The sequence below is a fragment of the Bacillus sp. FSL K6-2869 genome, assembly GCF_040869405.1.
In the GTDB taxonomy this organism is placed as follows: domain Bacteria; phylum Bacillota; class Bacilli; order Bacillales; family Bacillaceae; genus Bacillus; species Bacillus altitudinis.
The window spans coordinates 2275379-2301502 of record NZ_CP152035.1 but is presented as its reverse complement, the minus strand read 5'-3'; the positions used below and the strand labels follow the sequence as shown (position 1 = coordinate 2301502).

At 41.6% G+C, this 26124-nt stretch carries 27 protein-coding genes; 23 read left to right on the top strand and 4 right to left on the bottom strand.

Annotated elements, in window-relative coordinates:
* Nucleotides 1-137 precede the first annotated feature (137 nt).
* From spoIVB to MHI58_RS11815, 4 genes are all read left to right on the top strand, one after another.
* Nucleotides 138-1415 carry a SpoIVB peptidase gene (gene spoIVB / locus MHI58_RS11830; protein WP_008342225.1) on the top strand — a complete coding sequence of 426 codons (1278 nt, stop codon included), beginning with the start codon at nucleotides 138-140 and terminating at the stop codon, nucleotides 1413-1415.
* Between the two features lie 283 nt (nucleotides 1416-1698).
* The gene (spo0A, locus tag MHI58_RS11825; RefSeq protein ID WP_008342226.1) at nucleotides 1699-2502 is read left to right on the top strand and encodes a sporulation transcription factor Spo0A; all 804 of its coding nucleotides are present in this window, start codon (nucleotides 1699-1701) and stop codon (nucleotides 2500-2502) included.
* A 449-nt stretch (nucleotides 2503-2951) separates the two neighbouring features.
* Nucleotides 2952-4052, top strand: a complete 1101-nt coding sequence (locus MHI58_RS11820) for a Rap family tetratricopeptide repeat protein (RefSeq protein ID WP_007501159.1) — start codon at nucleotides 2952-2954, stop codon at nucleotides 4050-4052.
* A gap of 226 nt (nucleotides 4053-4278) precedes the next feature.
* Nucleotides 4279-5016, top strand: coding sequence for a glycerophosphodiester phosphodiesterase (locus MHI58_RS11815; protein ID WP_045034364.1), 738 nt, complete (start codon nucleotides 4279-4281; stop codon nucleotides 5014-5016).
* A gap of 33 nt (nucleotides 5017-5049) precedes the next feature.
* Here MHI58_RS11815 and MHI58_RS11810 read toward each other — a convergent pair whose 3' ends face one another.
* Entirely contained in the window at nucleotides 5050-5286 is a 237-nt protein-coding gene (locus MHI58_RS11810) for a DUF2627 domain-containing protein (protein ID WP_017357960.1), read from the bottom strand.
* Between the two features lie 149 nt (nucleotides 5287-5435).
* On the opposite strand from MHI58_RS11810, the gene MHI58_RS11805 reads away from it, so the two are divergent.
* The 9 genes from MHI58_RS11805 to MHI58_RS11765 all read left to right on the top strand — a co-directional run bounded on the left by MHI58_RS11805 (nucleotide 5436) and on the right by MHI58_RS11765 (nucleotide 15860).
* Nucleotides 5436-7508, top strand: coding sequence for a sigma-54-dependent Fis family transcriptional regulator (locus tag MHI58_RS11805; protein ID WP_045034363.1), 2073 nt, complete (start codon nucleotides 5436-5438; stop codon nucleotides 7506-7508).
* 125 nt (nucleotides 7509-7633) lie between these two features.
* The gene (gene yqiS, locus MHI58_RS11800) at nucleotides 7634-8527 is read left to right on the top strand and encodes a phosphate butyryltransferase (RefSeq protein ID WP_008342231.1); all 894 of its coding nucleotides are present in this window, start codon (nucleotides 7634-7636) and stop codon (nucleotides 8525-8527) included.
* Nucleotides 8528-8552: 25 nt separating this feature from the next.
* Nucleotides 8553-9647: a branched-chain amino acid dehydrogenase gene (gene bcd / locus MHI58_RS11795; RefSeq protein ID WP_007501155.1), complete on the top strand. Its 1095-nt coding sequence runs from the start codon at nucleotides 8553-8555 to the stop codon at nucleotides 9645-9647.
* Between the two features lie 27 nt (nucleotides 9648-9674).
* Nucleotides 9675-10802, top strand: a complete 1128-nt coding sequence (buk, locus tag MHI58_RS11790) for a butyrate kinase (protein ID WP_156132658.1) — start codon at nucleotides 9675-9677, stop codon at nucleotides 10800-10802.
* Nucleotides 10792-12216 (top strand): dihydrolipoyl dehydrogenase, encoded by a 1425-nt coding sequence (gene lpdA, locus MHI58_RS11785; RefSeq protein WP_045034361.1) that lies wholly within the window; start codon nucleotides 10792-10794, stop codon nucleotides 12214-12216. Before buk ends, lpdA begins: the two co-directional genes overlap by 11 nt.
* Nucleotides 12217-12233: 17 nt before the next feature.
* On the top strand, nucleotides 12234-13226 hold the full coding sequence (locus MHI58_RS11780) for a thiamine pyrophosphate-dependent dehydrogenase E1 component subunit alpha (RefSeq protein ID WP_039165916.1): 993 nt from the start codon (nucleotides 12234-12236) through the stop codon (nucleotides 13224-13226).
* Nucleotides 13227-13238: 12 nt separating this feature from the next.
* Entirely contained in the window at nucleotides 13239-14222 is a 984-nt protein-coding gene (locus MHI58_RS11775; RefSeq protein WP_007501148.1) for an alpha-ketoacid dehydrogenase subunit beta, read from the top strand.
* Nucleotides 14223-14241: 19 nt separating this feature from the next.
* Entirely contained in the window at nucleotides 14242-15498 is a 1257-nt protein-coding gene (locus MHI58_RS11770) for a dihydrolipoamide acetyltransferase family protein (RefSeq protein ID WP_045034360.1), read from the top strand.
* Between the two features lie 68 nt (nucleotides 15499-15566).
* Entirely contained in the window at nucleotides 15567-15860 is a 294-nt protein-coding gene (locus tag MHI58_RS11765) for a YesK family protein (RefSeq protein WP_008342236.1), read from the top strand.
* Nucleotides 15861-15874: 14 nt separating this feature from the next.
* Here the strand turns inward: MHI58_RS11765 and MHI58_RS11760 are convergent, their stop codons facing one another.
* Entirely contained in the window at nucleotides 15875-16768 is an 894-nt protein-coding gene (locus tag MHI58_RS11760; RefSeq protein ID WP_017367568.1) for a YegS/Rv2252/BmrU family lipid kinase, read from the bottom strand.
* A 168-nt stretch (nucleotides 16769-16936) separates the two neighbouring features.
* On the opposite strand from MHI58_RS11760, the gene MHI58_RS11755 reads away from it, so the two are divergent.
* The 6 genes from MHI58_RS11755 (at nucleotide 16937) to MHI58_RS11730 (ending at nucleotide 21457) form a co-directional block, all read left to right on the top strand.
* Nucleotides 16937-17374 carry a BrxA/BrxB family bacilliredoxin gene (locus MHI58_RS11755; protein WP_024718894.1) on the top strand — a complete coding sequence of 146 codons (438 nt, stop codon included), beginning with the start codon at nucleotides 16937-16939 and terminating at the stop codon, nucleotides 17372-17374.
* Nucleotides 17375-17571: 197 nt separating this feature from the next.
* Nucleotides 17572-18336, top strand: a complete 765-nt coding sequence (locus MHI58_RS11750) for a transporter substrate-binding domain-containing protein (protein ID WP_008342238.1) — start codon at nucleotides 17572-17574, stop codon at nucleotides 18334-18336.
* Between the two features lie 119 nt (nucleotides 18337-18455).
* Nucleotides 18456-19115, top strand: a complete 660-nt coding sequence (locus MHI58_RS11745) for an amino acid ABC transporter permease (protein WP_041507129.1) — start codon at nucleotides 18456-18458, stop codon at nucleotides 19113-19115.
* On the top strand, nucleotides 19108-19830 hold the full coding sequence (locus MHI58_RS11740; RefSeq protein ID WP_008342240.1) for an amino acid ABC transporter ATP-binding protein: 723 nt from the start codon (nucleotides 19108-19110) through the stop codon (nucleotides 19828-19830). The genes MHI58_RS11745 and MHI58_RS11740 overlap by 8 nt, the downstream gene beginning before the upstream one ends.
* A 111-nt stretch (nucleotides 19831-19941) precedes the next feature.
* On the top strand, nucleotides 19942-20895 hold the full coding sequence (locus MHI58_RS11735) for an aromatic acid exporter family protein (RefSeq protein WP_045034359.1): 954 nt from the start codon (nucleotides 19942-19944) through the stop codon (nucleotides 20893-20895).
* 52 nt (nucleotides 20896-20947) lie between these two features.
* On the top strand, nucleotides 20948-21457 hold the full coding sequence (locus MHI58_RS11730) for a L,D-transpeptidase (protein WP_056408633.1): 510 nt from the start codon (nucleotides 20948-20950) through the stop codon (nucleotides 21455-21457).
* A 39-nt stretch (nucleotides 21458-21496) separates the two neighbouring features.
* Here MHI58_RS11730 and prli42 read toward each other — a convergent pair whose 3' ends face one another.
* Nucleotides 21497-21589: a stressosome-associated protein Prli42 gene (prli42, locus tag MHI58_RS11725; protein WP_017357951.1), complete on the bottom strand. Its 93-nt coding sequence runs from the start codon at nucleotides 21587-21589 to the stop codon at nucleotides 21497-21499.
* A gap of 101 nt (nucleotides 21590-21690) precedes the next feature.
* Here prli42 and mce point away from each other — a divergent pair, with 101 nt between their 5' ends.
* The 4 genes from mce to MHI58_RS11705 are packed head-to-tail and all read left to right on the top strand — an operon-like array spanning nucleotide 21691 to nucleotide 25186.
* Entirely contained in the window at nucleotides 21691-22113 is a 423-nt protein-coding gene (gene mce / locus MHI58_RS11720) for a methylmalonyl-CoA epimerase (RefSeq protein ID WP_056408637.1), read from the top strand.
* On the top strand, nucleotides 22106-23569 hold the full coding sequence (locus MHI58_RS11715) for an acyl-CoA carboxylase subunit beta (RefSeq protein ID WP_056408641.1): 1464 nt from the start codon (nucleotides 22106-22108) through the stop codon (nucleotides 23567-23569). Before mce ends, MHI58_RS11715 begins: the two co-directional genes overlap by 8 nt.
* 16 nt (nucleotides 23570-23585) lie before the next feature.
* The gene (locus MHI58_RS11710; protein WP_035390776.1) at nucleotides 23586-24707 is read left to right on the top strand and encodes a tripeptidase T; all 1122 of its coding nucleotides are present in this window, start codon (nucleotides 23586-23588) and stop codon (nucleotides 24705-24707) included.
* 14 nt (nucleotides 24708-24721) lie between these two features.
* Nucleotides 24722-25186, top strand: a complete 465-nt coding sequence (locus MHI58_RS11705) for a chemotaxis protein CheW (protein ID WP_008342245.1) — start codon at nucleotides 24722-24724, stop codon at nucleotides 25184-25186.
* A gap of 126 nt (nucleotides 25187-25312) precedes the next feature.
* On the opposite strand, the gene MHI58_RS11700 is transcribed toward MHI58_RS11705, so the two are convergent.
* Entirely contained in the window at nucleotides 25313-26092 is a 780-nt protein-coding gene (locus tag MHI58_RS11700; protein ID WP_045034397.1) for a membrane protein insertase YidC, read from the bottom strand.
* Nucleotides 26093-26124: the final 32 nt, after the last annotated feature.

Here is a 26124-nt window from a genome sequence, read left to right as displayed (position 1 = left end):
TCTTTTTCTTTTATCAATTTATCCAATCATTTTCTAAAGGTGCCGGTTATAAATCCTCGCTAAGAAGGCAAAAGTAAAGATGTAGCCAAAACATTAATGTTCTGGTGTGGGTAAGGAGCGAGGAGAGTGAAAAATGAATGCCCGAAAAGATGAGAAAAGCCATTGGTGTGATTCTCCTTGTTTCTTTAATAAGTACAGGGTTTATGAGCATAGTGAAGGAATATATCAGCATTCCAACAACTGTCGCAGTATTTGAACACGAGAAGCATTCGATTGATACGTCCATTGAAGCGTCAGCCAATGCTTCTTCACCAGCCTTTAGTCTTTCAGAGAAAAAGAATCAACTTGAAGTAACGGGACAAAAGGCGGGAAAAGCCGAAATTGTTTATGATTTTAAAGGATTTCCTATTAAGAAAACAAAAGTCGATGTTCTTCCCGAATTAAAAGTCATTCCTGGAGGACAATCCATTGGCGTCAAACTCCATTCTGTCGGAGTTCTCGTTGTCGGTTTTCATCAAATCACAACAGCAGACGGCAAAAAATCACCAGGTGAAGCTGCAGGCATTCAATCAGGGGATATGATCATTGAGATCAATGGTCAGAAAATGGAGAAGATGAATGATCTCACCCCATTTATTCAGAAAGCCGGAAAAACGGGGGAAACCCTTCATTTACTCATAAAAAGAGACCATAAAACCTTTCAAACGACACTAACACCCGCGAAAGATGCAAGTGAAGGTACTTATCGAATCGGTCTTTATATTCGTGATTCCGCAGCAGGAATCGGGACGATGACCTTCTTTGAACCATCTTCTAAAAAATATGGCGCCCTTGGGCATGTGATTTCTGACATGGATACAAAAAAACCAATCGTAGTCGACAATGGTGAAATTGTCAGATCAACTGTCACATCCATTGAAAAAGGGACAGGAGGCAACCCTGGAGAAAAATTGGCCAGGTTTTCTTCCGAAAGAAAAACGATAGGTGATATTTCACGTAACAGTCCATTCGGTATATTTGGTACGTTAACCGAAAAACTTGAAAATCATGTAGCAGACAAACCACTTCCAGTCGCATTATCAAGTGAAGTAAAAGAAGGTCCAGCCGAAATATTAACGGTTGTGGACCATGATAAAGTAGAGAAATTTGATATTAAAATCGTCAGCACAACACCGCAAAAATTCCCGGCAACAAAAGGAATGGTGCTTAAAGTAACAGATGAACGCTTATTAAGCAAAACAGGAGGGATCGTTCAAGGAATGAGCGGAAGTCCGATCATCCAAAATGGCAAAGTCATTGGAGCGGTCACTCACGTGTTCGTCAATGACCCGACAAGCGGATACGGCGTACACATTGAATGGATGCTGTCAGAAGCAGGAATTGATCTTTATCAAAAAAACAAAAAAGCAAGCTGATGAAAAACTGCCGCGAATCTTCCGGCAGTTTTTTTCTACCCTTTCTTTCTCTTCCATCATGTTATAAAATAAGGAAAAAGAGATTTTTCGACAAAATGGAAAACAGTGTGTTGTCAAATTGCAATAATCGTCGATTCATTAAGAAAAACGTAGAAAAAGCTAGATAATGCTCTATTATTCGGAAAATTAAACTTTTTTAAAGGGGATAGCATGGTTTTGTCGAATTGAACACTCAGAAGAGAAATGCAAAAGACTAAGGAATCGACATTGGGGAGGAAAGAACGTGGAGAAAATTAAAGTGTGTGTAGCTGATGACAATCGAGAACTTGTTGGCCTTTTGACAGAGTATATTGAGGGACAGGAAGATATGGAAGTACTTGGCGTGGCGTATAATGGTCAGGAATGTCTGACATTATTTAAAGATAAAGAGCCCGACGTTCTCCTCTTAGATATTATCATGCCTCATTTAGACGGTCTTGCTGTACTGGAACGCCTCCGTGAAAACAATGAAATGACCAAACAGCCAAGTGTCATTATGCTGACGGCTTTCGGACAAGAAGACGTAACGAAAAAAGCAGTCGATTTGGGCGCATCCTACTTCATTTTGAAACCATTCGATATGGAAAACCTCGTAGGTCATATTCGTCAAGTCAGTGGAAACGGCACACAAGTCAGCCATCGATCTTCATCTATCCAAAACAGTGTTCTTCGCAGCAAACCTGAACCGAAACGTAAGAACTTAGATGCAAGCATTACGACGATTATTCATGAGATTGGCGTGCCAGCTCATATTAAAGGCTATTTATACTTAAGAGAAGCCATTTCGATGGTGTACAATGATATTGAACTACTCGGCAGTATTACAAAAGTATTGTACCCAGACATTGCAAAGAAATTTAACACGACAGCCAGCAGGGTAGAACGAGCGATTCGTCATGCCATTGAAGTGGCTTGGAGCAGAGGGAATATTGACTCCATTTCCTCACTCTTTGGTTACACAGTCAGCATGTCAAAAGCCAAACCGACCAATTCCGAATTTATTGCCATGGTAGCTGATCGTCTGCGTTTAGAGCATAGAGCAAGCTAAGTCACCTTCCATAAAAAAACGTTTCTTCAATGAGGCGTTTTTTTATTTTCGTAAAATATTGCTAAAAAATGGTTATGTTGATAAAATCATCTTTAATGTTTAAATTGGACAAACGGGTCGCTTTATTTTCAGAATAAAATGAAAAATAAAGCATGAAAGAAATGAATAGGACATAAAATAGTGGTAATCAGCTACGCTAATCAATTGGCTTATAGAAGAAGAAAACGCTCATTCGTAAGAAAAAGGATGAGAGGAAAAGGTCTTATGTAATTAGTAAATAAAGTAAATGAGATCGAAAGTTCTATTTCTATTGACCTGATTGGTTGGCGTTTTAAAGTCACTGGCTTCTTAGAGATTGTGCCATTTGAACTGAATATTCCCATTGTCGAATTTAATAATTTTCACATTCTTTTACTATGCTATAATAATGAAAAGAAGAGGGTGAGGTTATGGGAAAGCTGAAAATCCACTCTGCTGAGGTTGCGAACGAAATTAGCAAGTGGACGAGGGTCATTTCTCAGAATGACCTAGAAAAATCTGCTGTCTATAAAGAGAAAATTCAGAATTTGCTAAAAAATACAGATGAGGATCGAGAAGTTCTCCTTTATTATCAGCTAGTCGACGGCAGACATGAAATGTTACTTGGAAATATTGAAAAAGCCAATCAGATTATGAAAAGTGTCGGAACGCTGGATGAAAAAGCAGATGACATTATTAATTTTTATTTTTACTTTTATAAAGGCCAATATGCTGCCTATGTCAAAAAATATGATGAGGCGATTAGTTTTTATAAGATTGCTGAGCAGCGGCTAAAACGTGTGAATGAAGATCTTGAAGTAGGAACTTTTCATCATAAAGTCGCTTCCATTTATTACGAACTGAAGCAAAATTTCATTTCCATTAATCATATTAAAAAAGCCATTGATACGTTTAAAGCGCATGAGGAATATACCGCACAGGCGATAGACAGCTTAATTTTACATGCGAGCAACTGTATTGATTTACTACAGTTTGATGAAGCTGAAGAAAAGTACCAAGAGGCACTTGAGAAAAGTAAGCGCATTAACAATGAAGTGCTGATTGGAAAGTGCTATCACAATTTAGCGGTTCTTTATTACGCAAAACATGATTATGAAAAAAGCGCACAATACGCCAAAAAAGGGATGAGCATTCAAATTCATCGCGACAATAGCCATTATTTCATCCAATCTTTATATGTTCTCGCAAATGCCTTAGTTCATTTAGGAGATCATGAGGCGAAAGAATATATTAAAGAGGGGATTCAATATAGCTGCGATATCCAAAATAATGAATATATAGTAAAATTTGAAATTTTGGATTTGATGTGCGAAAATAGTGGAGCAGCAGACGTATTCTCTGAAAAATTAGACTACATAGAAAAAAATAGATTATATGTGGAGCTTGAGGATTTGTCTGAACAAATATCGAAATACTTCAAGGAACGAAATGATTATCAAAATGCCATTCGTTTTCTTGAAAAGAAATTCGATGCACAAATACTTCAAAAGAAAGTGGAGGTTATCTTATGAAAAAGTTGTTGTTAAGTGTAACAATCGTTACAGCAGTCGCAGTTGTTTCTTCCCTTTTTGCTCTTGACGCAGAGACGACAGAGCAAGCCATCAGAGCGATTACGTGATCGAATTTACCTGTCAACCTCTTCTCACTTATCAGAAGAGGTTTTTTTATGTACTCAAACTGGCAAAACGAAAAAAGACACGTCATAATATAGGTAATCATCATATTTAGAGGTGGCATATGACGAAAATTTTTGCACATAGAGGCTTTAAAGGAAACTATCCAGAGAACACCATGATTGCCTTTGAGCACGCACTCCATTCTGGAGCGGATGGGATTGAGCTTGATGTTCAGCTCACCAAAGACGGCAGGCTGGCTGTCATTCACGATGAAAAGCTGAATCGAACGACCAATATGAAAGGGTTAGTGAAAGACTATACATATGAAGAGTTAAAAAGAGGAGATGCCAGTCATTCTTTCTATGAAGAAACGGGTGCGGTCACCATTCCTCTTTTAGAAGAAGTATTAGAGTTAGTGACGCAGAGATCATCCTTTATGATCAACATTGAATTAAAAAACTCTATTTATCGATATCCAGGGATTGAAGAGAAAGTAAAAGAGCAAATTGAGCACTTTCAAATAGAGGATCGTGTGCTTGTCTCATCATTTCATCACGGCAGTTTAGCTCTTTTTCACAAGCTGATGCCGCACATTGAACTGGCGGTCCTCACAATGGATGTGATTCATCAGCCGGACATGTATTTAAAAACAATCCCGGCTAAGGGCTACCATCCGAATATAAAGGGCGCTGGGGTGACAAAAGAAGTAGTAGCCGCTCTCCATGCGGACCAACAAGTGATTAGACCGTTTACTGTAAACAGTGAGAAGCAAATAAAAAATATGTTGAGATTGGGTGTTGATGGAATCTTTACTGATTTTCCTGATCGAGCCGTCAAAATAAGAGAAGAAATCAAATAAAGACCCGCTATCAACAGCGGGTCTTTTTCATGATTACCTTTGCTTAAAACGAGTTGTTACTTTATTTCGTTTACGGTCCCTATATAAAATAAATCCTGCAACAACATAAAGACCTCCCCCTAAAAATAACAACCCTGCAATTCCTTGCAGCCATAAATATGGAAATGGTGCAATGATGATGCCGAAAACAGTGTCACGCAGCAGCTTAATGCCAAGTGCTGCAAAGGCTCCAGGTATTAAAATAATCACTAATGCCAGTATTCTCCCCATCAAATGTCCCCTTAAACGTCATTTACTTCCATTGTCTAATTCAAAAAATATTTTGTCAAGAAAGGAAAACGTGGTAATATAGGTGTTGTGCAATTTTTTGCAACGGAAAAATATGGTGTGCAAATTTTTTCATATAAAGGGGTAACGGGATGCAGAGAGTCTTGATTGTCGGTGCAGGACAAGGTGGATCAGCACTGCTTGAAACATTGCTGAAAACAAATACGGTTCAAATCATTGCGATTGCCGACCTTGATCTCGAGGCACCGGGGATGGATGAAGCGAAAAAGAATGGAATTGAGACGACGACGGATTGGAAAGAATACATAAAAGATGACATTGATATCATCATTGAAACCACAGGCAGTTCTGCTGTACTGAAAGAATTAATTGAACAAAAACCAGAGCATGCTGTGATTGTGCCAAGCTCGATGGCATACGTCATGTCAGAATTAATGGCAGAGAAACAACAGCTTATTCAAATATTGAAGGAACAAACCTATAAACATGACCGCATTTTTAATGCAACGAATGATGGCATGATTTTTATTAATATGGACGAAGAAGTGGTCTTGTTTAATCGATCGGCTGCCAAAATGGTGGGGTGTTCGCAAAAGGATGCGATTGGCCGTCACATTCGAGAAGTGATTCCGAACACGAAACTTCCCGATATATTAAGGTCAAGGGAGCCGGAATTTAACCAAAAGCAATTTTTGAATCAGCAAATTCAAATTGTGACCACCCGTCTGCCGATTATTGATGACGCGGGGAGAATGTTAGGTGCTTTATCCATCTTTAAAGACATAACAGATGCGGTGGAGCTTGCGGAGGAAGTAACGAACCTCAAAGAAGTAAGAACGATGCTTGAGGCTATTATTCAATCATCAGATGAAGCCATATCGGTTGTTGATGAGCAGGGGAAAGGTATTTTGATCAACCGTGCTTATACGAAAATGACTGGTTTAACGGATAAAGAGGTCGTAGGTAAACCAGCAGGAGCTGATATTTCCGAAGGGGAAAGCATGCACTTAAAGGTGCTTGAAACAAGAAGACCTGTTCGAGGCGTCAGAATGAAGGTTGGTCCAAATAAAAAAGATGTCATCGTCAATGTAGCACCTGTTATTGTTGACGGCATTCTAAAAGGCAGTGTCGGGGTCATTCACGATGTATCCGAAATTCAATCATTGACGAATGAATTAAATAAAGCAAGACAGCTCATCCGAACACTTGAAGCAAAGTACACATTTGAAGACATTATTGGAGAAAGTGAACAAATGCTTGTCGCACTTGAGCAGGCAAAGCTGGGTGCAAAAACGCCGGCAACCATTTTACTCCGCGGAGAATCAGGTACTGGGAAAGAGCTGTTTGCGCATGCCATTCACAATGAAAGTGATCGCAAGTACAACCGCTTTGTCCGTGTCAACTGTGCTGCCTTATCAGAAACTCTTTTAGAGTCAGAACTGTTTGGCTATGAGGAAGGAGCGTTTTCTGGTGCAAGGCGTGGCGGGAAAAAAGGGCTGTTTGAAGAAGCCAATCACGGCAGTATCTTTTTAGATGAAATCGGTGAAATGACGCCAAGTACACAAGCGAAATTGCTGCGTGTCATGCAGGAAAAAGAAATTGTTCGGGTAGGCGGAACGAAAGCGATACCGGTCGATGTGCGTGTGATCACAGCGACAAATGTCAATATTGAAAAGGCGATGGCAGAAGGGAAGTTCAGAGAGGATTTATATTATCGAATGAACAGATACCCGATATCGATTCCACCGCTCAGGCAGCGTCTCGAAGATATTGAATCATTAAGTAAACGCCTCATCCAGAAGATCAATTTAGACTATGGGCGAAACGTCAGCGGCTTAACAGATCGTGCGCTTAATAGACTTCGATCATATAGCTGGCCAGGCAACGTGAGAGAGCTTGAAAATGTGCTTGGACGAGCGATGATCTTTTTAAATCCGCAAGAAGAATGGATCGATGAAGCGCATATCGCCTTCATGGAGTCAGACGAGCATGAGGAAAAAGAGCAGCAGGAACTGGCTGTTAGTCAGTTTGAGGGGGAGACGCTCTCAGATGCAGTAGAAGCATTTGAAGCGCAGCTGATCAAACAAACCCTTGAAAAACATCAATTCAATCGCACAAAAACAGCGAAAACGTTAGGGATCAGCATTCGAAATCTTTACTATAAAATGGATAAGTATCAGCTTGCAAAAGATAGCATGCAGTAACATGCACGTAAACTGCAAAGAATTGCATGATTTCTTTGCGAAAAGGCTAATTTTTCACACATTTCAAGCTGGCACGGAACTTGCATATAAAAAGAGGAACCGAGCACAAGGAAAGGTGGGCAAGTATGAAGCTTGACGATCTGATTATCAAAGCCTCGCAGCTGCAGAATAAAACAGCGGCTGTGGCTCATGCAGAAGACGAAGAAGTGCTTCATGCCATCAAAATGGCAATCGAACGAAAAGTCGCTCGCTTCCTGCTGGTTGGAAACAAACGCAACCTAAAGGAGCTAGTCAAACAGCATGAGATCAACGAAGACTGGATAGATATTATTCATTCAGATTCACCCGAAGAATCTGCCAAAATTGCCGTTCAGGCAGTAAGTGAAAATCATGCAGATATTCTCATGAAGGGTCATGTCCCGACAGCCGTACTGTTAAAAGCTGTCCTAAATAAAGAATATGGACTTCGGACAGCGAGTGTCCTTTCACATGTTGCTGCCTTCGAAGTACCGGGCTTTGACCGTTTTATCTATGTGACGGACTCTGCGATGAACATTGCGCCTGATTTAAATATGCTGAAAGAAATTACGGTGAATTCCGTTCAAGTCGCACAAGCTGTCGGAAATGATATGCCCAAAGTGGCGGTATTATCAGCGGTAGAAGTCGTAAACCCAGCGATGGATTCGACGCTCACAGCTGCAAGCCTTGCGCAAATGAATCGAAGAGGTCAAATTTCTGGCTGTCTGATTGATGGGCCGCTTGCTTTAGATAATGCCATTTCTCAAACGGCAGCTTCTCATAAAAATATTACGAGTGATGTGGCTGGTCATGCAGATATTTTGCTTGTGCCAACCATTGAAGCAGGCAACATTCTTTATAAATCTCTCATCTACTTTGCTCATGCAAAAGTGGGAGCTGTGGTGGCAGGAGCGAAAGCACCGATTGCTTTAACAAGCCGGTCTGATTCAGCTGAAAGCAAGCTCTATTCAATTGCGCTTGCCATCTGTACATCTAATTAAGCGAAAGTATTAGGAGGAATAGAAAATGGAACTTTTTAAATATATGGAACGATACGATTATGAACAGCTTGTATTTTGTCAGGATGAACAGTCTGGTTTAAAAGCCATCATTGCCATTCATGATACAACACTTGGGCCGGCACTCGGCGGAACAAGAATGTGGACATATGAAAATGAAGAAGCAGCTATCGAAGATGCCTTGCGTCTTGCGAGAGGTATGACTTATAAAAATGCGGCGGCAGGGCTTAACCTTGGCGGCGGTAAAACGGTCATCATCGGTGATCCGAGAAAAGACAAGAATGAAGAAATGTTCCGTGCTTTTGGCCGTTACATTCAAGGATTAAATGGCCGTTATATCACCGCTGAAGATGTCGGTACAACGGTAGAAGATATGGATCTTATCCATGAAGAAACAGACTTTGTCACAGGCATCTCTCCTGCATTTGGTTCTTCAGGAAATCCATCTCCAGTGACTGCTTACGGTGTATATAAAGGGATGAAAGCAGCTGCAAAAGCAGCATTCGGTACAGATTCATTAGAAGGAAAAACAATTGCCGTTCAAGGTGTTGGAAACGTGGCTTACAACCTATGTAAACACCTGCATGAAGAAGGCGCACAGCTCATCGTCACTGATATCAACAAAGACTCAGTTCAGCGAGCTGTAGAAGACTTCGGTGCAAAAGCGGTAGACCCTGATGATATTTATGATCAAGAATGTGATATTTACGCACCATGTGCACTCGGTGCAACCATTAACGATGTGACGATTCCTAAATTAAAGGCAAAAGTCATCGCAGGTGCAGCGAATAACCAGCTGAGAGAAACACATCATGGAGATCTTATTCATGAAATGGGCATTGTGTATGCACCGGATTATGTGATCAATGCAGGCGGTGTGATTAACGTTGCAGATGAGCTTTATGGCTATAATGCAGATCGTGCAATGAAAAAAGTAGAAGGCATTTACCAAAACATTGAGCGAGTGATTGAAATCTCTAACCGTGATGCCATTCCAACTTATAAAGCGGCAGACCGATTGGCTGAAGAGCGAATTGAAAGAATGCGCAAATCAAGAAGCCAATTCCTGCAAAATGGTCAACATATTTTAAGTCGTCGCTAAATGGATGAATGAGTTGAAACGGAGGTTTTGTTTTTGCTGACAAAAGAATGGCGTATTCTCACTATTAATCCTGGCTCTACTTCAACAAAAATCGGTGTGTTTCATAATGAACGATCTATTTTTGAAACGACATTAAGACATACAGATGAGGAAATCAAGCAATTTCCTCATATCATTGATCAATTTTCATTCCGTAAAGAAACCATTTTGAAAACACTGCATGAACAGGGGATGAACATCTCAAAGTTTGATGCAGTTTGCGCACGCGGTGGTCTTCTTCGTCCGATTGAAGGTGGCACATATGAAGTAAACGAGCAAATGGTTGAAGATCTAAAAGAAGGGTATGCTGGCCAGCACGCCTCTAATCTAGGCGGAATTATTGCCCGAGAAATTGCACTTGGCCTTAACATCCCAGCTTTTATTGTTGATCCCGTAGTCGTAGATGAACTGCAGCCGATTGCTCGTATTTCAGGACTGCCAACAATTGAGCGGAAAAGCATTTTTCATGCGTTAAATCAAAAAGCAGTCGCAAGAAAAACGGCTGCTTCGTTTGGAAAGCGTTACGAAGATTTGAACATGATCATTACCCATATGGGCGGTGGAATTACGATTGGTGTACATCAAAAAGGAAAAGTCATTGATGTGAATAACGGTCTTCATGGCGAGGGTCCTTTCAGCCCAGAGCGGGCAGGTACTCTTCCAACAGGTGACCTTGTTAATTTATGCTTTTCTGGTGAATATTCGCAAGAGGAAATGCTCAAACGTATTATTGGCGAAGGCGGTCTTGCGGGCTATCTTGGTACGACAGATGCAGTAAAAGTAGAGCGCATGATTGAAGCAGGCGATGAGCGTGCGGCGCTTATTTATGAAGCGATGTGCTATCAAATTGCCAAAGAAATCGGTGCGGCTAGTGCGGTTTTAAAAGGAGCTGTTGACGTCATTGTGTTAACAGGTGGCCTTGCGTACAGCAAACGAATTACGTCAAGCATTAGAGGATACATTGACTGGATTTCAGATGTTGTTGTGTACCCAGGTGAAAATGAATTGCAATCCTTAGCAGAAGGGGCGCTTCGTATTTTAAAAGAAGAAGAAACACCAAAAGAATACCCAAATGATCAAAAGGCGGAGAAAGGAGTGACAAGTCATGGCAACTGAATATGACCTCGTCATTCTTGGTGGAGGCACAGGTGGCTATGTAGCGGCCATTCGTGCCTCTCAACTTGGATTGAAAACAGCAGTCGTAGAAAAATCAAAGCTCGGTGGAACATGTCTTCATAAAGGCTGTATCCCATCTAAAGCGCTGCTTAGAAGTGCAGAAGTCTATCAAACGGTCAAACGTGCCGCTGATTTTGGCGTTGAAGCAAGCGGAATTTCCTTACAATTTGCCAACGTACAAAAAAGAAAAACAGAGATTGTCGACAAATTAGCAGGCGGCGTCAAACACTTAATGAAACAAGGGAAAATTGATGTATACGAAGGAATAGGCCGTATCCTAGGCCCTTCGATCTTTTCGCCAATGCCAGGCACCATCTCGGTAGAAATGGCGAATGGCGATGAAAATGAAATGCTGATTCCAAAGCAGGTCATCATTGCGACTGGGTCAAGACCGCGCGTCCTGCCCGGACTTGAAGCGGATGGAACACACATCCTTACATCAGACGAAGCACTTGAACTGCAAGAACTTCCTCAGTCCATGCTGATTGTCGGCGGAGGCGTGATTGGGATCGAATGGGCTTCCATGCTTAACGATTTTGGCGTTAAAGTCACAGTGATCGAATTTGCAGATCGCATTTTACCAACAGAGGATCAAGATATTTCTAAAGAAATGGAAAAGCTTTTAACGAAAAAGGGCATCACCTTAGTGACAAATGCGAAGGTTCTGCCAGATACTGCCGAAAAGCACGAGAATCTCGTCAAGATCCAAGTGGAACAAGGTGGATACATTCAGTCGTTTGAAGCAGAGAAACTGCTTCTCTCAGTTGGCCGAGTGCCAAACGTGGAAGGCATAGGACTTGAAAACACGGACATCCAGACAGAAAAGCAAGGCATTGTCGTGAATGAGCATTATCAAACGAAAGAGTCGCATATTTACGCAATAGGTGATGTCATTGGCGGTCTTCAGCTGGCACATGTCGCATCACATGAAGGCATGATTGCAGTGGAACATATGGCTGGTCAAGATCCAAAGCCACTTGATGAAACGCTCGTGTCTAAATGTGTTTACTCTCACCCAGAAACCGCTAGTGTTGGACTGACTGAACAGGCGGCAAAAGAGCAAGGCTACGAAGTCAAGATTGGGAAGTTTCCCTTCATGGCCATCGGAAAAGCGCTTGTATTTGGAGAGTCTGATGGATTTGTCAAAATCATTGCTGACCAAAAGACAGATGATATCTTAGGGATTCATATGATTGGTCCTCATGTAACAGATATGATATCTGAAGCTGGATTAGCCAAAGTATTAGATGCAACTCCGTGGGAAGTGGGGCAGACGATCCACCCGCACCCAACCTTGTCAGAAGCAATTGGCGAGGCAGCACTGGCTGTTGACGGAAAGGCGATCCATTTTTAATCAAGGAGGGAAACATGATGAGTAACATGCGTCATCAGGAATTAGGATTATCAGATGAACAAGCGATTGACATATATAGAACCATGCTTTTAGCAAGAAAAATTGATGAACGGATGTGGCTTTTAAACCGTTCTGGAAAAATTCCATTCGTCATCTCTTGTCAAGGACAGGAAGCGCAGCAAGTCGGTGCCGCTTTTGCCCTCAATAGGGAAGAGGATTACGTTTTACCTTATTACCGTGATATGGGGGTTGTCCTTGCATTCGGGATGACGGCGAAAGATTTAATGATGTCTGGTTTTGCGAAAAAAGACGATCCAAGCTCAGGCGGGAGACAGATGCCAGGTCATTTTGGGCAAAGATCAAACCGAATTGTGACTGGATCATCACCTGTGACAACACAGGTTCCTCATGCGGTTGGAATCGCACTTGCCGGGCGTCTAGAGCAAAAGAATTTTGTTAGCTTTGTCACGTTCGGTGAAGGCTCTTCAAACCAAGGAGACTTCCACGAAGGCGCCAACTTTGCTGCGGTGCATAAGCTGCCTGTTATTTTCATGTGTGAAAACAATAAGTATGCGATTTCTGTCCCGTATGACAAACAAGTGGCATGTGAGCGTATTTCAGATCGTGCAATAGGGTACGGAATGCCTGGTGTGACGGTTGATGGAAATGATCCGCTTGAAGTGTATGCAGCGGTCAAAGAAGCGAGAGACCGTGCGGCAAGAGGCGAAGGCCCAACATTGATCGAAACCATTTCTTACCGGTTAACTGCGCATTCCAGTGATGACGATGATTCTAGCTATCGAGAAAAGGAAGAAGTGCTCGAAGCAAGAAAGAAAGATCCGCTCATTCAATATGAAACGTACTTAATCGAAGGAAATGTCATGACTTCTGAAATGAAAGAAGAGATGACAAAAGAAATCATGCAAATCGTAAACGAAGCCACTGATGAAGCGGAAAACGCAGCTTATGCCGATGCAGAAAGCGCACTTCGTTACGTGTATGCGGAGTAAGGGGGAAGAAAAATGCCTGTTATGTCATATATAGACGCTATCACATTAGCGATGAAAGAAGAAATGGAGAGAGATCCGAAAGTGTTTGTGCTCGGAGAGGATGTCGGGAAAAAAGGCGGCGTATTTAAAGCAACAGCGGGTCTTTACGAGCAATTTGGGGAAGCACGCGTCATGGATACACCTCTTGCCGAATCAGCGATTGCAGGTGTAGGTATTGGGGCTGCTATGTATGGAATGCGTCCGATCGCGGAGATGCAATTTGCGGATTTTATTATGCCAGCCATCAACCAAATTATTTCAGAGGCTGCAAAAATTAGATATCGTTCCAATAATGATTGGAGCTGCCCAATGGTCATTCGTGCTCCTTACGGGGGCGGCGTACACGGGGCGCTTTATCATTCACAATCGGTCGAAGCCATTTTTGCCAATCAGCCAGGCTTAAAGATTGTGATGCCTTCTACACCTTATGATGTCAAAGGGTTGTTAAAAGCCGCAGTGCGTGATCCAGATCCTGTATTGTTCTTTGAACACAAACGTGCATACCGTCTCATTAAAGGAGAAGTGCCTGAAGAGGATTATACGCTCCCTATTGGAAAAGCGGATGTGAAACGAGAAGGCGATGACATTACGGTCATTACATATGGCCTTTGTGTTCATTTTGCCCTCCAAGCAGCAGAGCGCCTTGCGAAGGACGGAATCTCTGCTCATATTCTCGATTTACGTACAGTGTACCCGCTTGATCAAGAAGCGATTATTGAAGCGGCATCAAAAACAGGGAAAGTACTCTTGTTAACAGAAGATACAAAAGAAGGAAGCATCATGAGTGAAGTAGCTGCCATCATTTCAGAGCACTGCTTGTTTGATTTAGATGCGCCAATTAAACGTCTAGCAGGACCTGATATCCCTGCAATGCCTTATGCACCGACAATGGAGAAATTCTTCATGGTTAATCCGGATAAGGTAGAAGCTGAAATGAGAGAACTAGCGGCGTTTTAAGAAAGAGGAGGGTTTCAAAGTGGCAACTGAACAAATGAAAATGCCTCAGCTTGGTGAAAGTGTAACAGAAGGAACCATTAGCAAATGGCTCGTTTCACCTGGCGATCATGTGAATAAATACGATCCGATTGCGGAAGTCATGACAGATAAAGTAAATGCAGAGGTTCCGTCATCCTTTACAGGAACAATCACTAAACTAGCGGCTGCAGAGGGTGATACACTTCAAGTAGGAGAAGTGTTTTGTGAAATTGAAGTAGAAGGCAGTGCGCAGCAGAGTGCGAAAACAGAAGAGGCGCCTGCGCAAGATGATGCACCAGAACCTGACCAAACAAATGTGGATCAGAGTCAAAAGAAACGATACTCTCCGGCAGTCCTGCGTTTAGCAGATGAGCACGGAATTGATTTAGCGGCTGTTCAAGGAACGGGAGCTGGCGGCAGAATCACAAGAAAAGATTTGCTGAAGCTTATCGAAAGTGGAGGCGCACAAGAAACGGCAGCACCTGTGAGTGAAGGTACGGGTCAAACAGAACCTGCAAAGCCGTCACAAGCAAAAGCGGCTCCTTCCATCTCTTCAATGCCTGGAGATGTTGAACTGCCGGTCACTCCGATTAGACAGGCGATTGCCGCAAACATGCTAAGAAGCAAGCATGAAATTCCACATGCCTGGACGATGATGGAAGTGGATGTGACAAACCTTGTGACAAGAAGAAATCAGCTAAAAGATCAATTCAAAGCAAAAGAAGGCTTTAATTTGACGTTCTTTGCATTCTTTGTCAAAGCAGTGGCTCAGGCCTTAAAGGAATTCCCTGAAATGAACAGCATGTGGGCTGGTGATAAAATTGTTCAAAAGAAAGCGATCAATGTCTCCATTGCTGTTGCGACAGATGACGCTCTTTTTGTCCCAGTGATTAAAGATGCGGATGAGAAAACGATTAAGGGAATCGCCAAAGAAATTCATGAACTTGCTTTCAAGGTCAGACAAGGCAAACTGAAGCAAAGTGACATGGAAGGCGGCACTTTCACTGTGAACAACACAGGATCATTTGGTTCGGTTCAATCAATGGGGATTATTAACTATCCGCAAGCAGCCATTTTACAAGTAGAATCTATTGTAAAGCGCCCGATGATTGTAAATGGAATGATTGCCGCAAGAGATATGGTGAATCTTTGTCTTTCATTAGATCATAGAGTACTCGATGGTCTTGTATGCGGTAGATTCCTGCAAAGAATCAAACAAATTCTTGAAGGCATTGACGAAGAGACGTCCGTCTATTAAGCTCATTTATATGTCCCCTTCTCACAATGAGAGGGGGATTTCCATATCAATCAGAAAGGAGCGATGAGATGTCTGGACTAGATTTTTTTGCTTTTCTTACGATCGGTCTGATGTTTATCACAGCCATTGCGTTCGCTTTTCTTCGGTATATTTCCAAATCACGCAATCATCCTGAACGCTTACTGCTCATCATATCGATCGTTTCAATCATTCAAATCGCCTATTGCTTGTTGATGATAGGAGGATTTAAAGGAGTCGCCAATAGTTTATTAGGCATTTCCCTTCTGATAGGTACACTGCTAGGGTATGCACTTGAATATTTATACAGACGTTATATCAAAAAAACGCCCGCATCGAAATGATGCAGGCGTTTTCTTTATTCTGCCGGAACGATAAAGGTCAAATGCTGTTTTAATACTTCAAGGGAAGAAGGAGCGGTCATGTATACTTCACCATCTGTATCTGCATCCATTTCCTCTTTAGTATGAATATGAATGCGGGATGCTTGGATAAGAGACAGGTCACCTTTAAAATCTTCTAGCTCTTCGCGGTTCATTGAAAAAATCTCTTTTAAAGCAGAGAAACTCGTATTTCTGCAAATTAAAATTTCGGCTTTTCCATCATCAATTGAAGCATTTGGCAGATCTATTTTATTTGTACCAATAAAGTGCCCATTCATGACAAGGACAATCACAGCTTCTTCTTCCCAGTTTTCCTCTTCGGTTTCAATGCGTACGTAGAAAGGTTCTGTCTGCTGAAGGGTTCGAAGAGCGCTCGTGAAGTAGCTGATTTTTCCGAGGACAGCTTTTTCTTTATCATTAATATTGTTTGAGGTATCTGCGATGAGACCAATCCCCCAAAAATTTAAAAGGTATCGATCCTCTGCTTTGATTAAATCGACCTTTTTTTCAGTGCCATCTATCACCATTTGAGCGGCCTTTGGCATCTGCTGAGGGATGCCCAGCGTTCTAGAAAAGTCATTGCACGTCCCGCCAGGTAAGATCGCTACAGTCGGCCTTTTTTCTAAACCGCCAATTCCATTCATACATTCATGGACGGTTCCATCTCCGCCTAGTATAATCAGCAATTCAACCGACTCATCCATTTCACGGCAGAAATGATAGGCATCATTCGGCTGTTTTGTAGGCTTAAGGATGAGTTCATCAATATGTAAAGAAAGAAGAGGCACTGTTTGACCTAGTGTTTTTTCCATGTTTTTTTGTCCAGCATTTCCGTTATAAATGAGTATTGCTTTTTTGAATTGTGCCATCACGCAGTTCTCCCTTTCATCACTTTACTTTCACTTTTCCCCAATTCCACAGGTCATAAACGACGTTTGAAAAAAGTGAAGGGGGGCGAAACAAGACATTTGCCCGCCGGCGTTTTCCTTGATATGATGTAGTTAAAATGGTTTGGTACGTAGAAGGAGTGGACGGTTATGAATATTGATTTTAATTTATTTATGAATGATATTGTGAAACAAGCACGAGAAGAGATTAAACAGGCAGGTTATACGGAACTGACAACAGCTGAAGAAGTCGATGAAGCACTGACGAAAAAAGGAACGACACTTGTCATGGTGAATTCAGTGTGCGGCTGTGCAGGCGGTATTGCTAGACCAGCGGCTGGTTATTCTGTTCATTACGATAAGCGTCCAGATCAATTGCTCACAGTGTTTGCTGGACAGGACAAAGAAGCAACCGCAAGAGCACGTGAATACTTTGAAGGCTTCCCGCCATCTTCACCATCATTTGCTCTATTAAAAGACGGGAAAATCATGAAAATGGTCGAACGTCACGAAATCGAAGGACATGAACCGATGGAAGTGGTGTCAAAACTTCAAGCCGCTTTCGATGAGTATTGCGAAGAAGTGTAACATGTTACTTTTGAATGAATCATTTAGAGGCAGTCCGGTCTTTTGATCGGTCTGTTTTTTTTGTTTTATATGACATACGAATCAAAATAATTTTAGCAAAATACTATTGCATATCAAAAAGAAAGTGTTTAAAATACATTATAGTGAATAAATATTCAAATCTACTCATGATTTTAAATACTAGGAGGCATTATCATATGAAAAAGTGGTTATTATTACTTATGACAGCTGGTCTTGCAGCTGCATTAGCAGCATGCGGAACTTCTTCTAATAATTCAAACGCATCAGGAGACGACAAAACACTCATTATGGCGACTTCAGCAGATTATCCGCCATTTGAATCAAAAGACGGTGATAAAATTATCGGTTTTGATGTCGACCTTGCTACAGCTCTAGCGAAAAAGAACGGCTATAAGCTAGAAATTCAAGATATGGACTTTGCAAGCCTCGTGTCAGCTCTTAAAACAAATAAAGCTGATATTGTGCTTGCAGGCATGACGCCTACTGAAAAGCGTAAAAAACAAGTTGATTTCTCAGATGTTTACTACAATGCTGAAAACTTGGTTGTATCAAAAAAATCTAGCGGTATAAAAACAGAGAAAGATTTAAAAGACAAAACGGTTGGCGTTCAATTAGGTTCTATCCAGCAAGATGAAGCAAACGGATTGCAAAAGAAATATAACTTAACGGTTGAAGATCGTAATAAAATCTCTGATATCATTCAAGAAATTAAAGCAGGCCGTTTTGATGCAGCCATTATTGAAGATAAAGTAGCGGCTGGCTACTTGAAAAAGGAAAAGGATTTCCAAGCATTTGGATTGAATAGCTCAAACGAAGGTTCAGCCATTGCATTCAAAAAAAATAGCGACTTAACAGCGAAATTCAATAAATCATTAAAAGAAATGAAGGATAATGGCGAACTTGATAAACTCATTAAAAAATGGTTTGCTGATGAAAAGTAAGTCAGGAAAAGGATCAGCGTCATTCATGAAAATCAAGTAGAAAGCGCTGAAAAGTTCAACATGTGTTGAACTTTTTTCCTGTTTATTCTTTGATTTTATCTGAAGGAAAAAAGGAGAATATCATGATGGATTTTAAAGAAGTAATACCTCAGATGCCCTTTATTTTAGAAGGTCTTAAAGTAACGCTTTCTATTGTTGTGGTATCACTGTTCCTTGGTTTTATTTTAGGAATCTTATTAACGCTCTGTAAAATTAGTGTATTTAAGCCACTTATCTGGCTAGCCGATTTTTATACGTCAATCTTCCGAGGCACACCGCTTGTGCTTCAGCTTTTGATTATTTATTTTGGTCTTCCCCAGCTGCTTGGCTTTCAAATTGATCAATACTGGGCAGCTGTAGCCGCCTTTTCACTAAACTCGGCGGCGTACGTTTCTGAGATCATTCGTGCAGGAATCAATGCTATTGATAAAGGGCAAAAAGAAGCAGCCGTTGCTTTAGGTATCCCGTATGCTAAAATGATGAAGGACTTATTGCTTCCGCAAGCATTCAAAAATATTTCCCCAGCACTAGTGAACGAAACGATTACACTGACAAAAGAATCAGCGATTGTCACAGTCATTGGACTGGGCGATGTCATGAGACGAGCCTATCAAGCAGGTGCCGTCACCTATAACTATCTTGAACCGCTTATTTTTGCGGGTCTCATCTATTATGTCATCGTGCTTATTCTTACCTTCGTCGGCAAATCGGTGGAAAGGAAGTTAAAATCAAATGATTAAAATAGAGAAACTCACAAAATCTTTCGGTAAAAATGAAGTGTTGAAAGGGATTGATACCACGATTAAAGAAGGCGAAGTGGTAGCTGTCATCGGGCCGTCTGGTTCAGGAAAATCAACATTTCTTCGCTGTATTAACTTACTTGAAAAACCGACTTCTGGAGTGATTACGATTCAGGGGACGGAAATTACCAATCCAAAAACAAATGCACTAAAAGTGCGCGAGAATATTGGTATGGTATTTCAGCATTTTCATTTATTCCCGCACAAAACAGTGCTAGAAAATATTACGTATGCGCCAATGAATGTGAAGAACCAATCGAAGGAAGACAGCATCAAGCAGGCAGAGGATCTTTTGAAAAAGGTAGGACTTTTAGAGAAAAAAGATGATTATCCGAACCGGCTGTCAGGTGGTCAAAAGCAGCGTGTCGCCATTGCACGTGCCCTTGCGATGACACCAGACATCATGCTTTTTGACGAGCCGACGTCTGCTCTTGATCCAGAAATGGTAAAGGAAGTATTAGAGGTCATGAAAGAGCTCGCTCAATCTGGGATGACGCTGATGATCGTCACACATGAAATGGGCTTTGCAAAAGAAGTGGCAGACCGTGTGATCTTTATGGATGATGGGAAAATTGTAGAGGATGCAAATCCTGTAGAATTCTTTGAATCTCCGTCTTCACAGCGTGCTCAAGATTTCTTGCAAAAAATATTATAATGAAAAAAACGAGGGGGAGACTTAACATCTCCTTCTTTTTTTGATTATAATGGGGAAAGTAAAAAAAGTTCATCATTTCACAAAAGTAGACAGAAAAGAGTGAATCACATCATGTTTAAAATCGGCTACCGAACGCTGAAAACAGCATTAGGAACAGCTCTAGCCATTTATATTGCACAAATGCTCGGTCTGCAAAACTATTCAGCTGCCGGCATTATTACGATCCTTTGTATTCAGGTGACGAAAAAAAGGTCACTCCTCGCATCTGGGGCCCGCTTTGCCGCATGCAGTCTTGCCATCTTATTTTCTTATTTGTTTTTTGATCTAATTGGGTATCACCCTTTCGTCATTGGACTGATGCTGCTCGTCTTTATTCCAACAACGGTCTTACTTCGGATTAAAGAAGGGATTGTCACAAGTTCAGTGATTATCCTTCATTTGTATATGTCTGGAGGCATTACGCTTCAACTCATCTGGAATGAGCTTTTACTCATCACCATTGGTGTAGGGGTCGCACTCATTATGAACCTGTATATGCCTAGCGTTGATAAAAAGCTGAAACAATACAGTGAACAAATTGAAGCGAATTTTGCGAAAATCTTTGAAGAAATCGAGCAATATTTAATGACCGGAAAACAAGACTGGACAGGAAAAGAAATTCCAGAGACGCATCAATTGATTAAAGAAGCGAAAGCTCTTGCATACCGTGATGTTGAAAATCATGTCTTAAGACATGAAAATCTCTATTATCATTATTTCAACATGAGACAAAAGCAATTTGAAATCATTGAGCGGGTGCTTCCGAAAATTACGTCCATATCTGTTACAACGGAGCATGGGCAAATCATTGCAGAATATATTAGAGATTTACGAGAACATATTCACCCAGGGAACACGGCGCATAAGTTCTTAAGACGCCTGATTGATATGAAAGAAGAGTTTGAGGCACTGCCGCTTCCGCAAACACGTGAAGAATTTGAGGCTAGAGCCGCACTATTTCATTTTCTCGGGGAAATGGAACAATATTTGGTGCTGAAAAGTTATTTTAAAGGGATGAAAGAATAAAGACGCATGAGTTCCTCCTTCATTGGTCAATCTAATGAAAAAGGAGGAGCCTATGCGTCTTTTATTTTATACTGTGCTGACCATGTCCCTTTCACCCATCTGGCCGCTCGGGCAAAACCCGCTTCCAGGTGACCCGTATGTCATTATTAATAAACAAACGAATGAGCTTGCGTATATTGATCATGGGAAAATTCAAAAAGTCTACCCGGCTTCTACTGGCAAAACAGCTGATTTAACGCCAGAAGGTGAATTTACGATTATGATCAAAGCGAAAGATCCTTATTACAGAAGAAAAAATATTGAAGGCGGCGCAAAGAATAACCCACTCGGCCGAAGGTGGATTGGATTTGATGCGCGAGGAACCGACGGGAGAACCTATGGCATTCATGGAACAAGTGATGAGACATCGATAGGGAAATTTATTACGGCAGGCTGTGTACGTCTTCATAATCAAGATGTAGAACGACTATTTGATCAGCTTCCAATTGGTACAAAGGTATGGATCACGACATCAAGCGATGCATTTGAAAAGCTGGCCAAAGACAAACAGGCCATTCGTTAAAAAACGAATCACCTGCTTGTCTGCTTTTTTATCAACACTTTATAAAAAGGCTGCCGCTCCTGCTAAAAGTGAAGAAATTAACAGTAAGCTAATCATGAGCAATACCATAAATTTCATGAATTTCTGAGACATATCGCACCCCTATAATCAAATGTTTTTGCGACGAGCGCACCTTTCTTTATTCTAGCTCGTTTTTACGCAGGCGACAAGTGATGTACAAAGGAAGTGAACGGATGAATCAAATCGATCATATAGCCATTGCCGTTTTTTCTATTCAAAAAACAGCACGTACGTTCTCTAATCTGTTTAACTGGGAATTTTCAGACATAGAAGTACTTCCGAATCAAGGGGTCAAGGTATCTTTTGCTTCCCTAGGTGATCTGCACATTGAGTTGATTGAACCGATGTCGGATCACAGCACATTACATACCTTTTTAATAAAAAGAGGAGAGGGGCTTCATCATATTGCATTAAAGTCAGGTGACATTCAGGCAGATCTCAGTCAACTTGACGAGCTCGGTGTACAGCTCATTAAAAAGCGCGCACAAAATGGTGCGAACGGAAAGCGCATTGCGTTTATTTCACCAAAAGAAACGTCAGGTGTGCTAATTGAATTGTGTGAGCCTTTGAAAGGAGAGAAACAGGAAGATGCATGAATCGTTCAATGACTTGACTGAATGGCGCAAGAAAGCTTTATGGGGCGGCGGTGAAAAACGAGCAGCGGCTCACCGAAACAAAGGAAAGCTGACTGTTCGGCAGCGGCTTCATGAACTTCTTGATGAAGGCAGCTTTATGGAAATTCAGTCATTTGCTAAAGGCTGCCGCTCAGAACATTTAGGGGATGGCGTTGTCACTGGGACGGGACTGATTCATGGGAGACAAGTAGGCGTTTATGCACAAGATGCGACCGTGTACGGGGGTTCGCTAGGGGACATGCATGCGAAAAAAATAGCGGCTTTAATGGATTTGGCTGCTAAAAATCAAATGCCTGTTATCGGTCTAAAAGACTCAGGTGGTGCGAGAATTCAAGAGGGTGTGGTATCATTAGAGGGATACGGTCAGATTTTTAAACGGAATGTGCTGTACTCTGGTCAAATTCCGCAAATATCCGTTATATTAGGCTCCTGTGCGGGAGGTGCAGTATATTCACCTGCATTGACGGATTTTGTATTCATGACGGAGCAAACAGCTCATATGTTTTTAACTGGTCCGAAAGTGATAGAAAAAGCAACAGGAGAGACGGTCTGTCCTGACCGGCTTGGAGGTGCAGCAGTTCAGCATCAAACAAGCGGGAATGTGCACTATACAGGGAAAGATGAGAGAGACGTGTTAAAAGCAGTTCGAACGCTTTTAACATACATACCAACGAAACGACGGCCTGTCATTCATCGTAAGGTGCAAAAGCATGATGCGAGCGATCTTGGGAACATCTTGCCAAAGGAGCCATCACGTACTTATGATGTCAAACAAGTGGTGACAGCGATCACCGACCACGGCTCATTTTTTGAAACGCAGCGTTGTTTCTCCAAAAATATCGTCACAGGTTTTGCCAGATTACAAGGGTCTTCCATTGGTCTTGTAGCCAATCAGCCTAAGGTGCTGGCAGGAAGCCTTGACCTAGATGCTGCTGATAAAGCGGCTCGGTTTATTCGATTTTGCGATGCATTTCATATTCCCATTTTAACCCTTGTGGACGTTCCTGGTTTTTTGCCAGGTGAGAAAGCTGAGCATGCAGGCATTATCCGCCACGGCGCAAAGCTTCTGTATGCGTACGCTGAGGCGACCGTTCCAAAGATTACTGTGATTTTGCGAAAGGCGTTTGGCGGTGCATACGTTGCGATGAATAGTAAGGGCTTAGGTGCTGACTTTGTGTATGCATGGCCAGAGGCAGAAATTGATGTCATGGGAAAATCGTTTGCAGACGAAATTGTTCATCCTGCTTTGCGTGAGGTGGACAATGAACCTAGTGTCATGAAGGCAGCACAATTAGGATTAATCGACGATATTTTAATGCCAGATGAAACGAGAGAGCGACTCATTCGCTCATTTGACCTGCTTCGCAGTAAGGAAGAAGATAGACCGTTAAAAAAGCATGGAAACATGCCGCTATAAGAGGAGGAACATCATCATGATCAATGAGAAACGCTTATTAGACGAATTTTTAGAACTTGTTCAAATCGATTCAGAAACGAAACATGAAGAAAAAATTGTTGAAGTCCTAAAAGAGAAATTTACTGGTTTAGGGCTTAATGTAGTTGAAGATGATTCAAAAGAGACAACCGGTCATGGAGCAGGCAATCTTATTTGCACACTTGAAGGGAATCAAGAGGCAGATACGATTTATTTTACTTCTCATATGGATACAGTTGTACCAGGTAATGGTGTTAAGCCAGTCATTGAAGACGGCTATGTCAAGACAGATGGCACAACCATTCTTGGTGCTGACGATAAAACAGGGCTTGCTGCGATGTTTGAAGCGATCCGTGTCCTAAAAGAGAAAAATGTACCGCATGGCAAGATTGAATTTGTCATTACAGCTGGTGAAGAATCAGGACTTGTAGGAGCAAAAGCGTTAGATCCGAAACTGATGACAGCAAAATATGGTTATGCGCTTGATTCAGATGGCAAAGTCGGTACTATTATCGTGGCTGCGCCAACACAGGCGAAAGTACGTGCAACCATTTACGGAAAAACAGCTCACGCAGGTGTGGCACCTGAAAAAGGCGTCTCTGCGATTACGATTGCATCAAAAGCGATCGCGAGCATGCCGCTTGGCCGTATTGATGAAGAAACAACGGCGAATATCGGCCGCTTTGAAGGCGGAACACAAACGAATATTGTCTGTGATCAAGTGGATATTTTGGCAGAGGCACGTTCTTTAGAACCGGCAAAAATGGAAGCGCAAGTAGCGAAAATGAAAGAAGCCTTTGAAAAAACCGCTAAAGAAATGGGCGGAAGTGCCGATGTACAAATTGACATCATGTATCCAGGCTTTAAATTCTCACACGGCGATCAAGTCGTTGAAGTGGCGAAAAAAGCGGCTGCGAAAATTGGCCGTCCTTCAGAACTACAGACAAGCGGGGGAGGCAGTGATGCAAACGTCATTGCTGGAAACGGCATCCCGACCGTCAACCTAGCTGTTGGATATGAAGATATTCATACGAAAAATGAGAAAATGCCGATTGAAGAATTAGTCAAGACAGCTGAAATGGTTCTCGCCATTATCGAAGAAACGACAAATCCATCGTAAAGGCAGGAGACTCTGTGAGCACGCAAAAGATCATTATTTTCCAGGTGGGACAAGAGGATTTTGGTATCAGCGTAGAACATATACGCTCAATTGAGAAGGTCCCTTATTTACAAGAAGTATCGAACCTTCCAAAAGAGATTAAAGGACTCATGTCGTTAAGAGGAGAGGTCATTCCAGTCAGTGACACAGGTGTCATGCTGCACGGAAAACCTCTGGATGTAACCGAACAGTCTAAGGTTCTACTATTTGAATTAAACGATCAAATGATTGGCTGCCTTGTTTCTGATGCAAAAGATATCATAGATATCGAGCTAAGTGAGATCAAGCCATTTCATATGAACACAAAAGCATCTGAATATTTCTTCGGCGTCGTTGAGAGAGAGAACAAGATGATTTTACAAGTGGACCCTAATAAGTTTCTAGGGAAAATTGAGGATCTTGATCAATTGCCTGAGCGATTGAAAGAGGAATTAGCATAAACAAAGGTCCCTTATCCATGGATAAGGGGTCATTTTGCGTGCCGGAGCTCACGCATCTTTTATTTGTTGCGCTCTACAGAAGACAAATAAAGCCCCCTTATCATGTTCGGGTAAGGGGGCTATCATTTATTCAGCTGCTGGGTTAATTGAATCGTTTGCCGCAGCTTTTGTTTTTGATTTTTGGTACATCACATTTAAAATAATCGTTTGAATGGTGAGTAAAAGTCCACTTGTCATCCAATATAAAGGAAGAGCAGCGGGAGCATTAATTGATAGAAACAGCATCATGACTGGGAAAATCATGCCCATGATTTTTGCTTGTTTCAGTGCAGCTTCTGTTTGGGTGCCTGATTGCTTTGCGAATTTTTGTGTGACATAAAATTGCAAGAAATACATGGCCCCTGCAAAGATCGCCACCAAAAGATCAGTTTGTCCTAAGTTAAACCATAAGAACGAATGTGTTGCGATCTCAGGTGTTGAGCGGATTGCTGAGTAAAAGCCAAGAACAATTGGGATTTGAATCAGCATCGGCAGACAGCCCATTGCCAGCGGGTTCACATTGTTGTCTTTATATACTTTCATCATTTCCATTTGCAGTTCTTTTTGTTTTTCAGGTTCTTTTGTTTTTTTCAATTTGCTTTGTATTTGGTCAATCTGAGGCTTAACGAGTGCCATTTTCTCTTGCATCACTCTCTGCTTTTTAAATTGGTTTGCAAAAAGCGGGAAAATAAGCAGTCGGACAATCAATGTTACGAACATAATAGATAAACCGTAGTCATCATGGAAAAAGTTCGCAAGCCAGATAATCAACTCAGAAAAAGGCTGAACAAAATAATGATGGAAAAACCCATCAGAGCTTGTATTTGTTTGCGCACTTGCAGCAAATGCAGGTGACGCTACCATCATAAAAAATAAAGTCGTACAAATTGTCAATAAAC

What these genes read in the sequence shown, in the direction of transcription:
- spoIVB (WP_008342225.1), top strand. Translation starts at nt 138, where the DNA reads ATGCCCGAAAAGATGAGAAAAGCCATTGGTGTGATTCTCCTTGTTTCT.
- MHI58_RS11820 (WP_007501159.1), top strand. Translation starts at nt 2,952, where the DNA reads ATGGGAAAGCTGAAAATCCACTCTGCTGAGGTTGCGAACGAAATTAGC.
- MHI58_RS11815 (WP_045034364.1), top strand. Translation starts at nt 4,279, where the DNA reads ATGACGAAAATTTTTGCACATAGAGGCTTTAAAGGAAACTATCCAGAG.
- MHI58_RS11810 (WP_017357960.1), bottom strand. Translation starts at nt 5,286, where the DNA reads ATGGGGAGAATACTGGCATTAGTGATTATTTTAATACCTGGAGCCTTT.
- MHI58_RS11805 (WP_045034363.1), top strand. Translation starts at nt 5,436, where the DNA reads ATGCAGAGAGTCTTGATTGTCGGTGCAGGACAAGGTGGATCAGCACTG.
- yqiS (WP_008342231.1), top strand. Translation starts at nt 7,634, where the DNA reads ATGAAGCTTGACGATCTGATTATCAAAGCCTCGCAGCTGCAGAATAAA.
- bcd (WP_007501155.1), top strand. Translation starts at nt 8,553, where the DNA reads ATGGAACTTTTTAAATATATGGAACGATACGATTATGAACAGCTTGTA.
- lpdA (WP_045034361.1), top strand. Translation starts at nt 10,792, where the DNA reads ATGGCAACTGAATATGACCTCGTCATTCTTGGTGGAGGCACAGGTGGC.
- MHI58_RS11780 (WP_039165916.1), top strand. Translation starts at nt 12,234, where the DNA reads ATGAGTAACATGCGTCATCAGGAATTAGGATTATCAGATGAACAAGCG.
- MHI58_RS11775 (WP_007501148.1), top strand. Translation starts at nt 13,239, where the DNA reads ATGCCTGTTATGTCATATATAGACGCTATCACATTAGCGATGAAAGAA.
- MHI58_RS11765 (WP_008342236.1), top strand. Translation starts at nt 15,567, where the DNA reads ATGTCTGGACTAGATTTTTTTGCTTTTCTTACGATCGGTCTGATGTTT.
- MHI58_RS11760 (WP_017367568.1), bottom strand. Translation starts at nt 16,768, where the DNA reads ATGGCACAATTCAAAAAAGCAATACTCATTTATAACGGAAATGCTGGA.
- MHI58_RS11755 (WP_024718894.1), top strand. Translation starts at nt 16,937, where the DNA reads ATGAATATTGATTTTAATTTATTTATGAATGATATTGTGAAACAAGCA.
- MHI58_RS11750 (WP_008342238.1), top strand. Translation starts at nt 17,572, where the DNA reads ATGAAAAAGTGGTTATTATTACTTATGACAGCTGGTCTTGCAGCTGCA.
- MHI58_RS11740 (WP_008342240.1), top strand. Translation starts at nt 19,108, where the DNA reads ATGATTAAAATAGAGAAACTCACAAAATCTTTCGGTAAAAATGAAGTG.
- MHI58_RS11735 (WP_045034359.1), top strand. Translation starts at nt 19,942, where the DNA reads ATGTTTAAAATCGGCTACCGAACGCTGAAAACAGCATTAGGAACAGCT.
- MHI58_RS11730 (WP_056408633.1), top strand. Translation starts at nt 20,948, where the DNA reads ATGCGTCTTTTATTTTATACTGTGCTGACCATGTCCCTTTCACCCATC.
- prli42 (WP_017357951.1), bottom strand. Translation starts at nt 21,589, where the DNA reads ATGTCTCAGAAATTCATGAAATTTATGGTATTGCTCATGATTAGCTTA.
- mce (WP_056408637.1), top strand. Translation starts at nt 21,691, where the DNA reads ATGAATCAAATCGATCATATAGCCATTGCCGTTTTTTCTATTCAAAAA.
- MHI58_RS11715 (WP_056408641.1), top strand. Translation starts at nt 22,106, where the DNA reads ATGCATGAATCGTTCAATGACTTGACTGAATGGCGCAAGAAAGCTTTA.
- MHI58_RS11710 (WP_035390776.1), top strand. Translation starts at nt 23,586, where the DNA reads ATGATCAATGAGAAACGCTTATTAGACGAATTTTTAGAACTTGTTCAA.
- MHI58_RS11700 (WP_045034397.1), bottom strand. Translation starts at nt 26,092, where the DNA reads ATGATGGTAGCGTCACCTGCATTTGCTGCAAGTGCGCAAACAAATACA.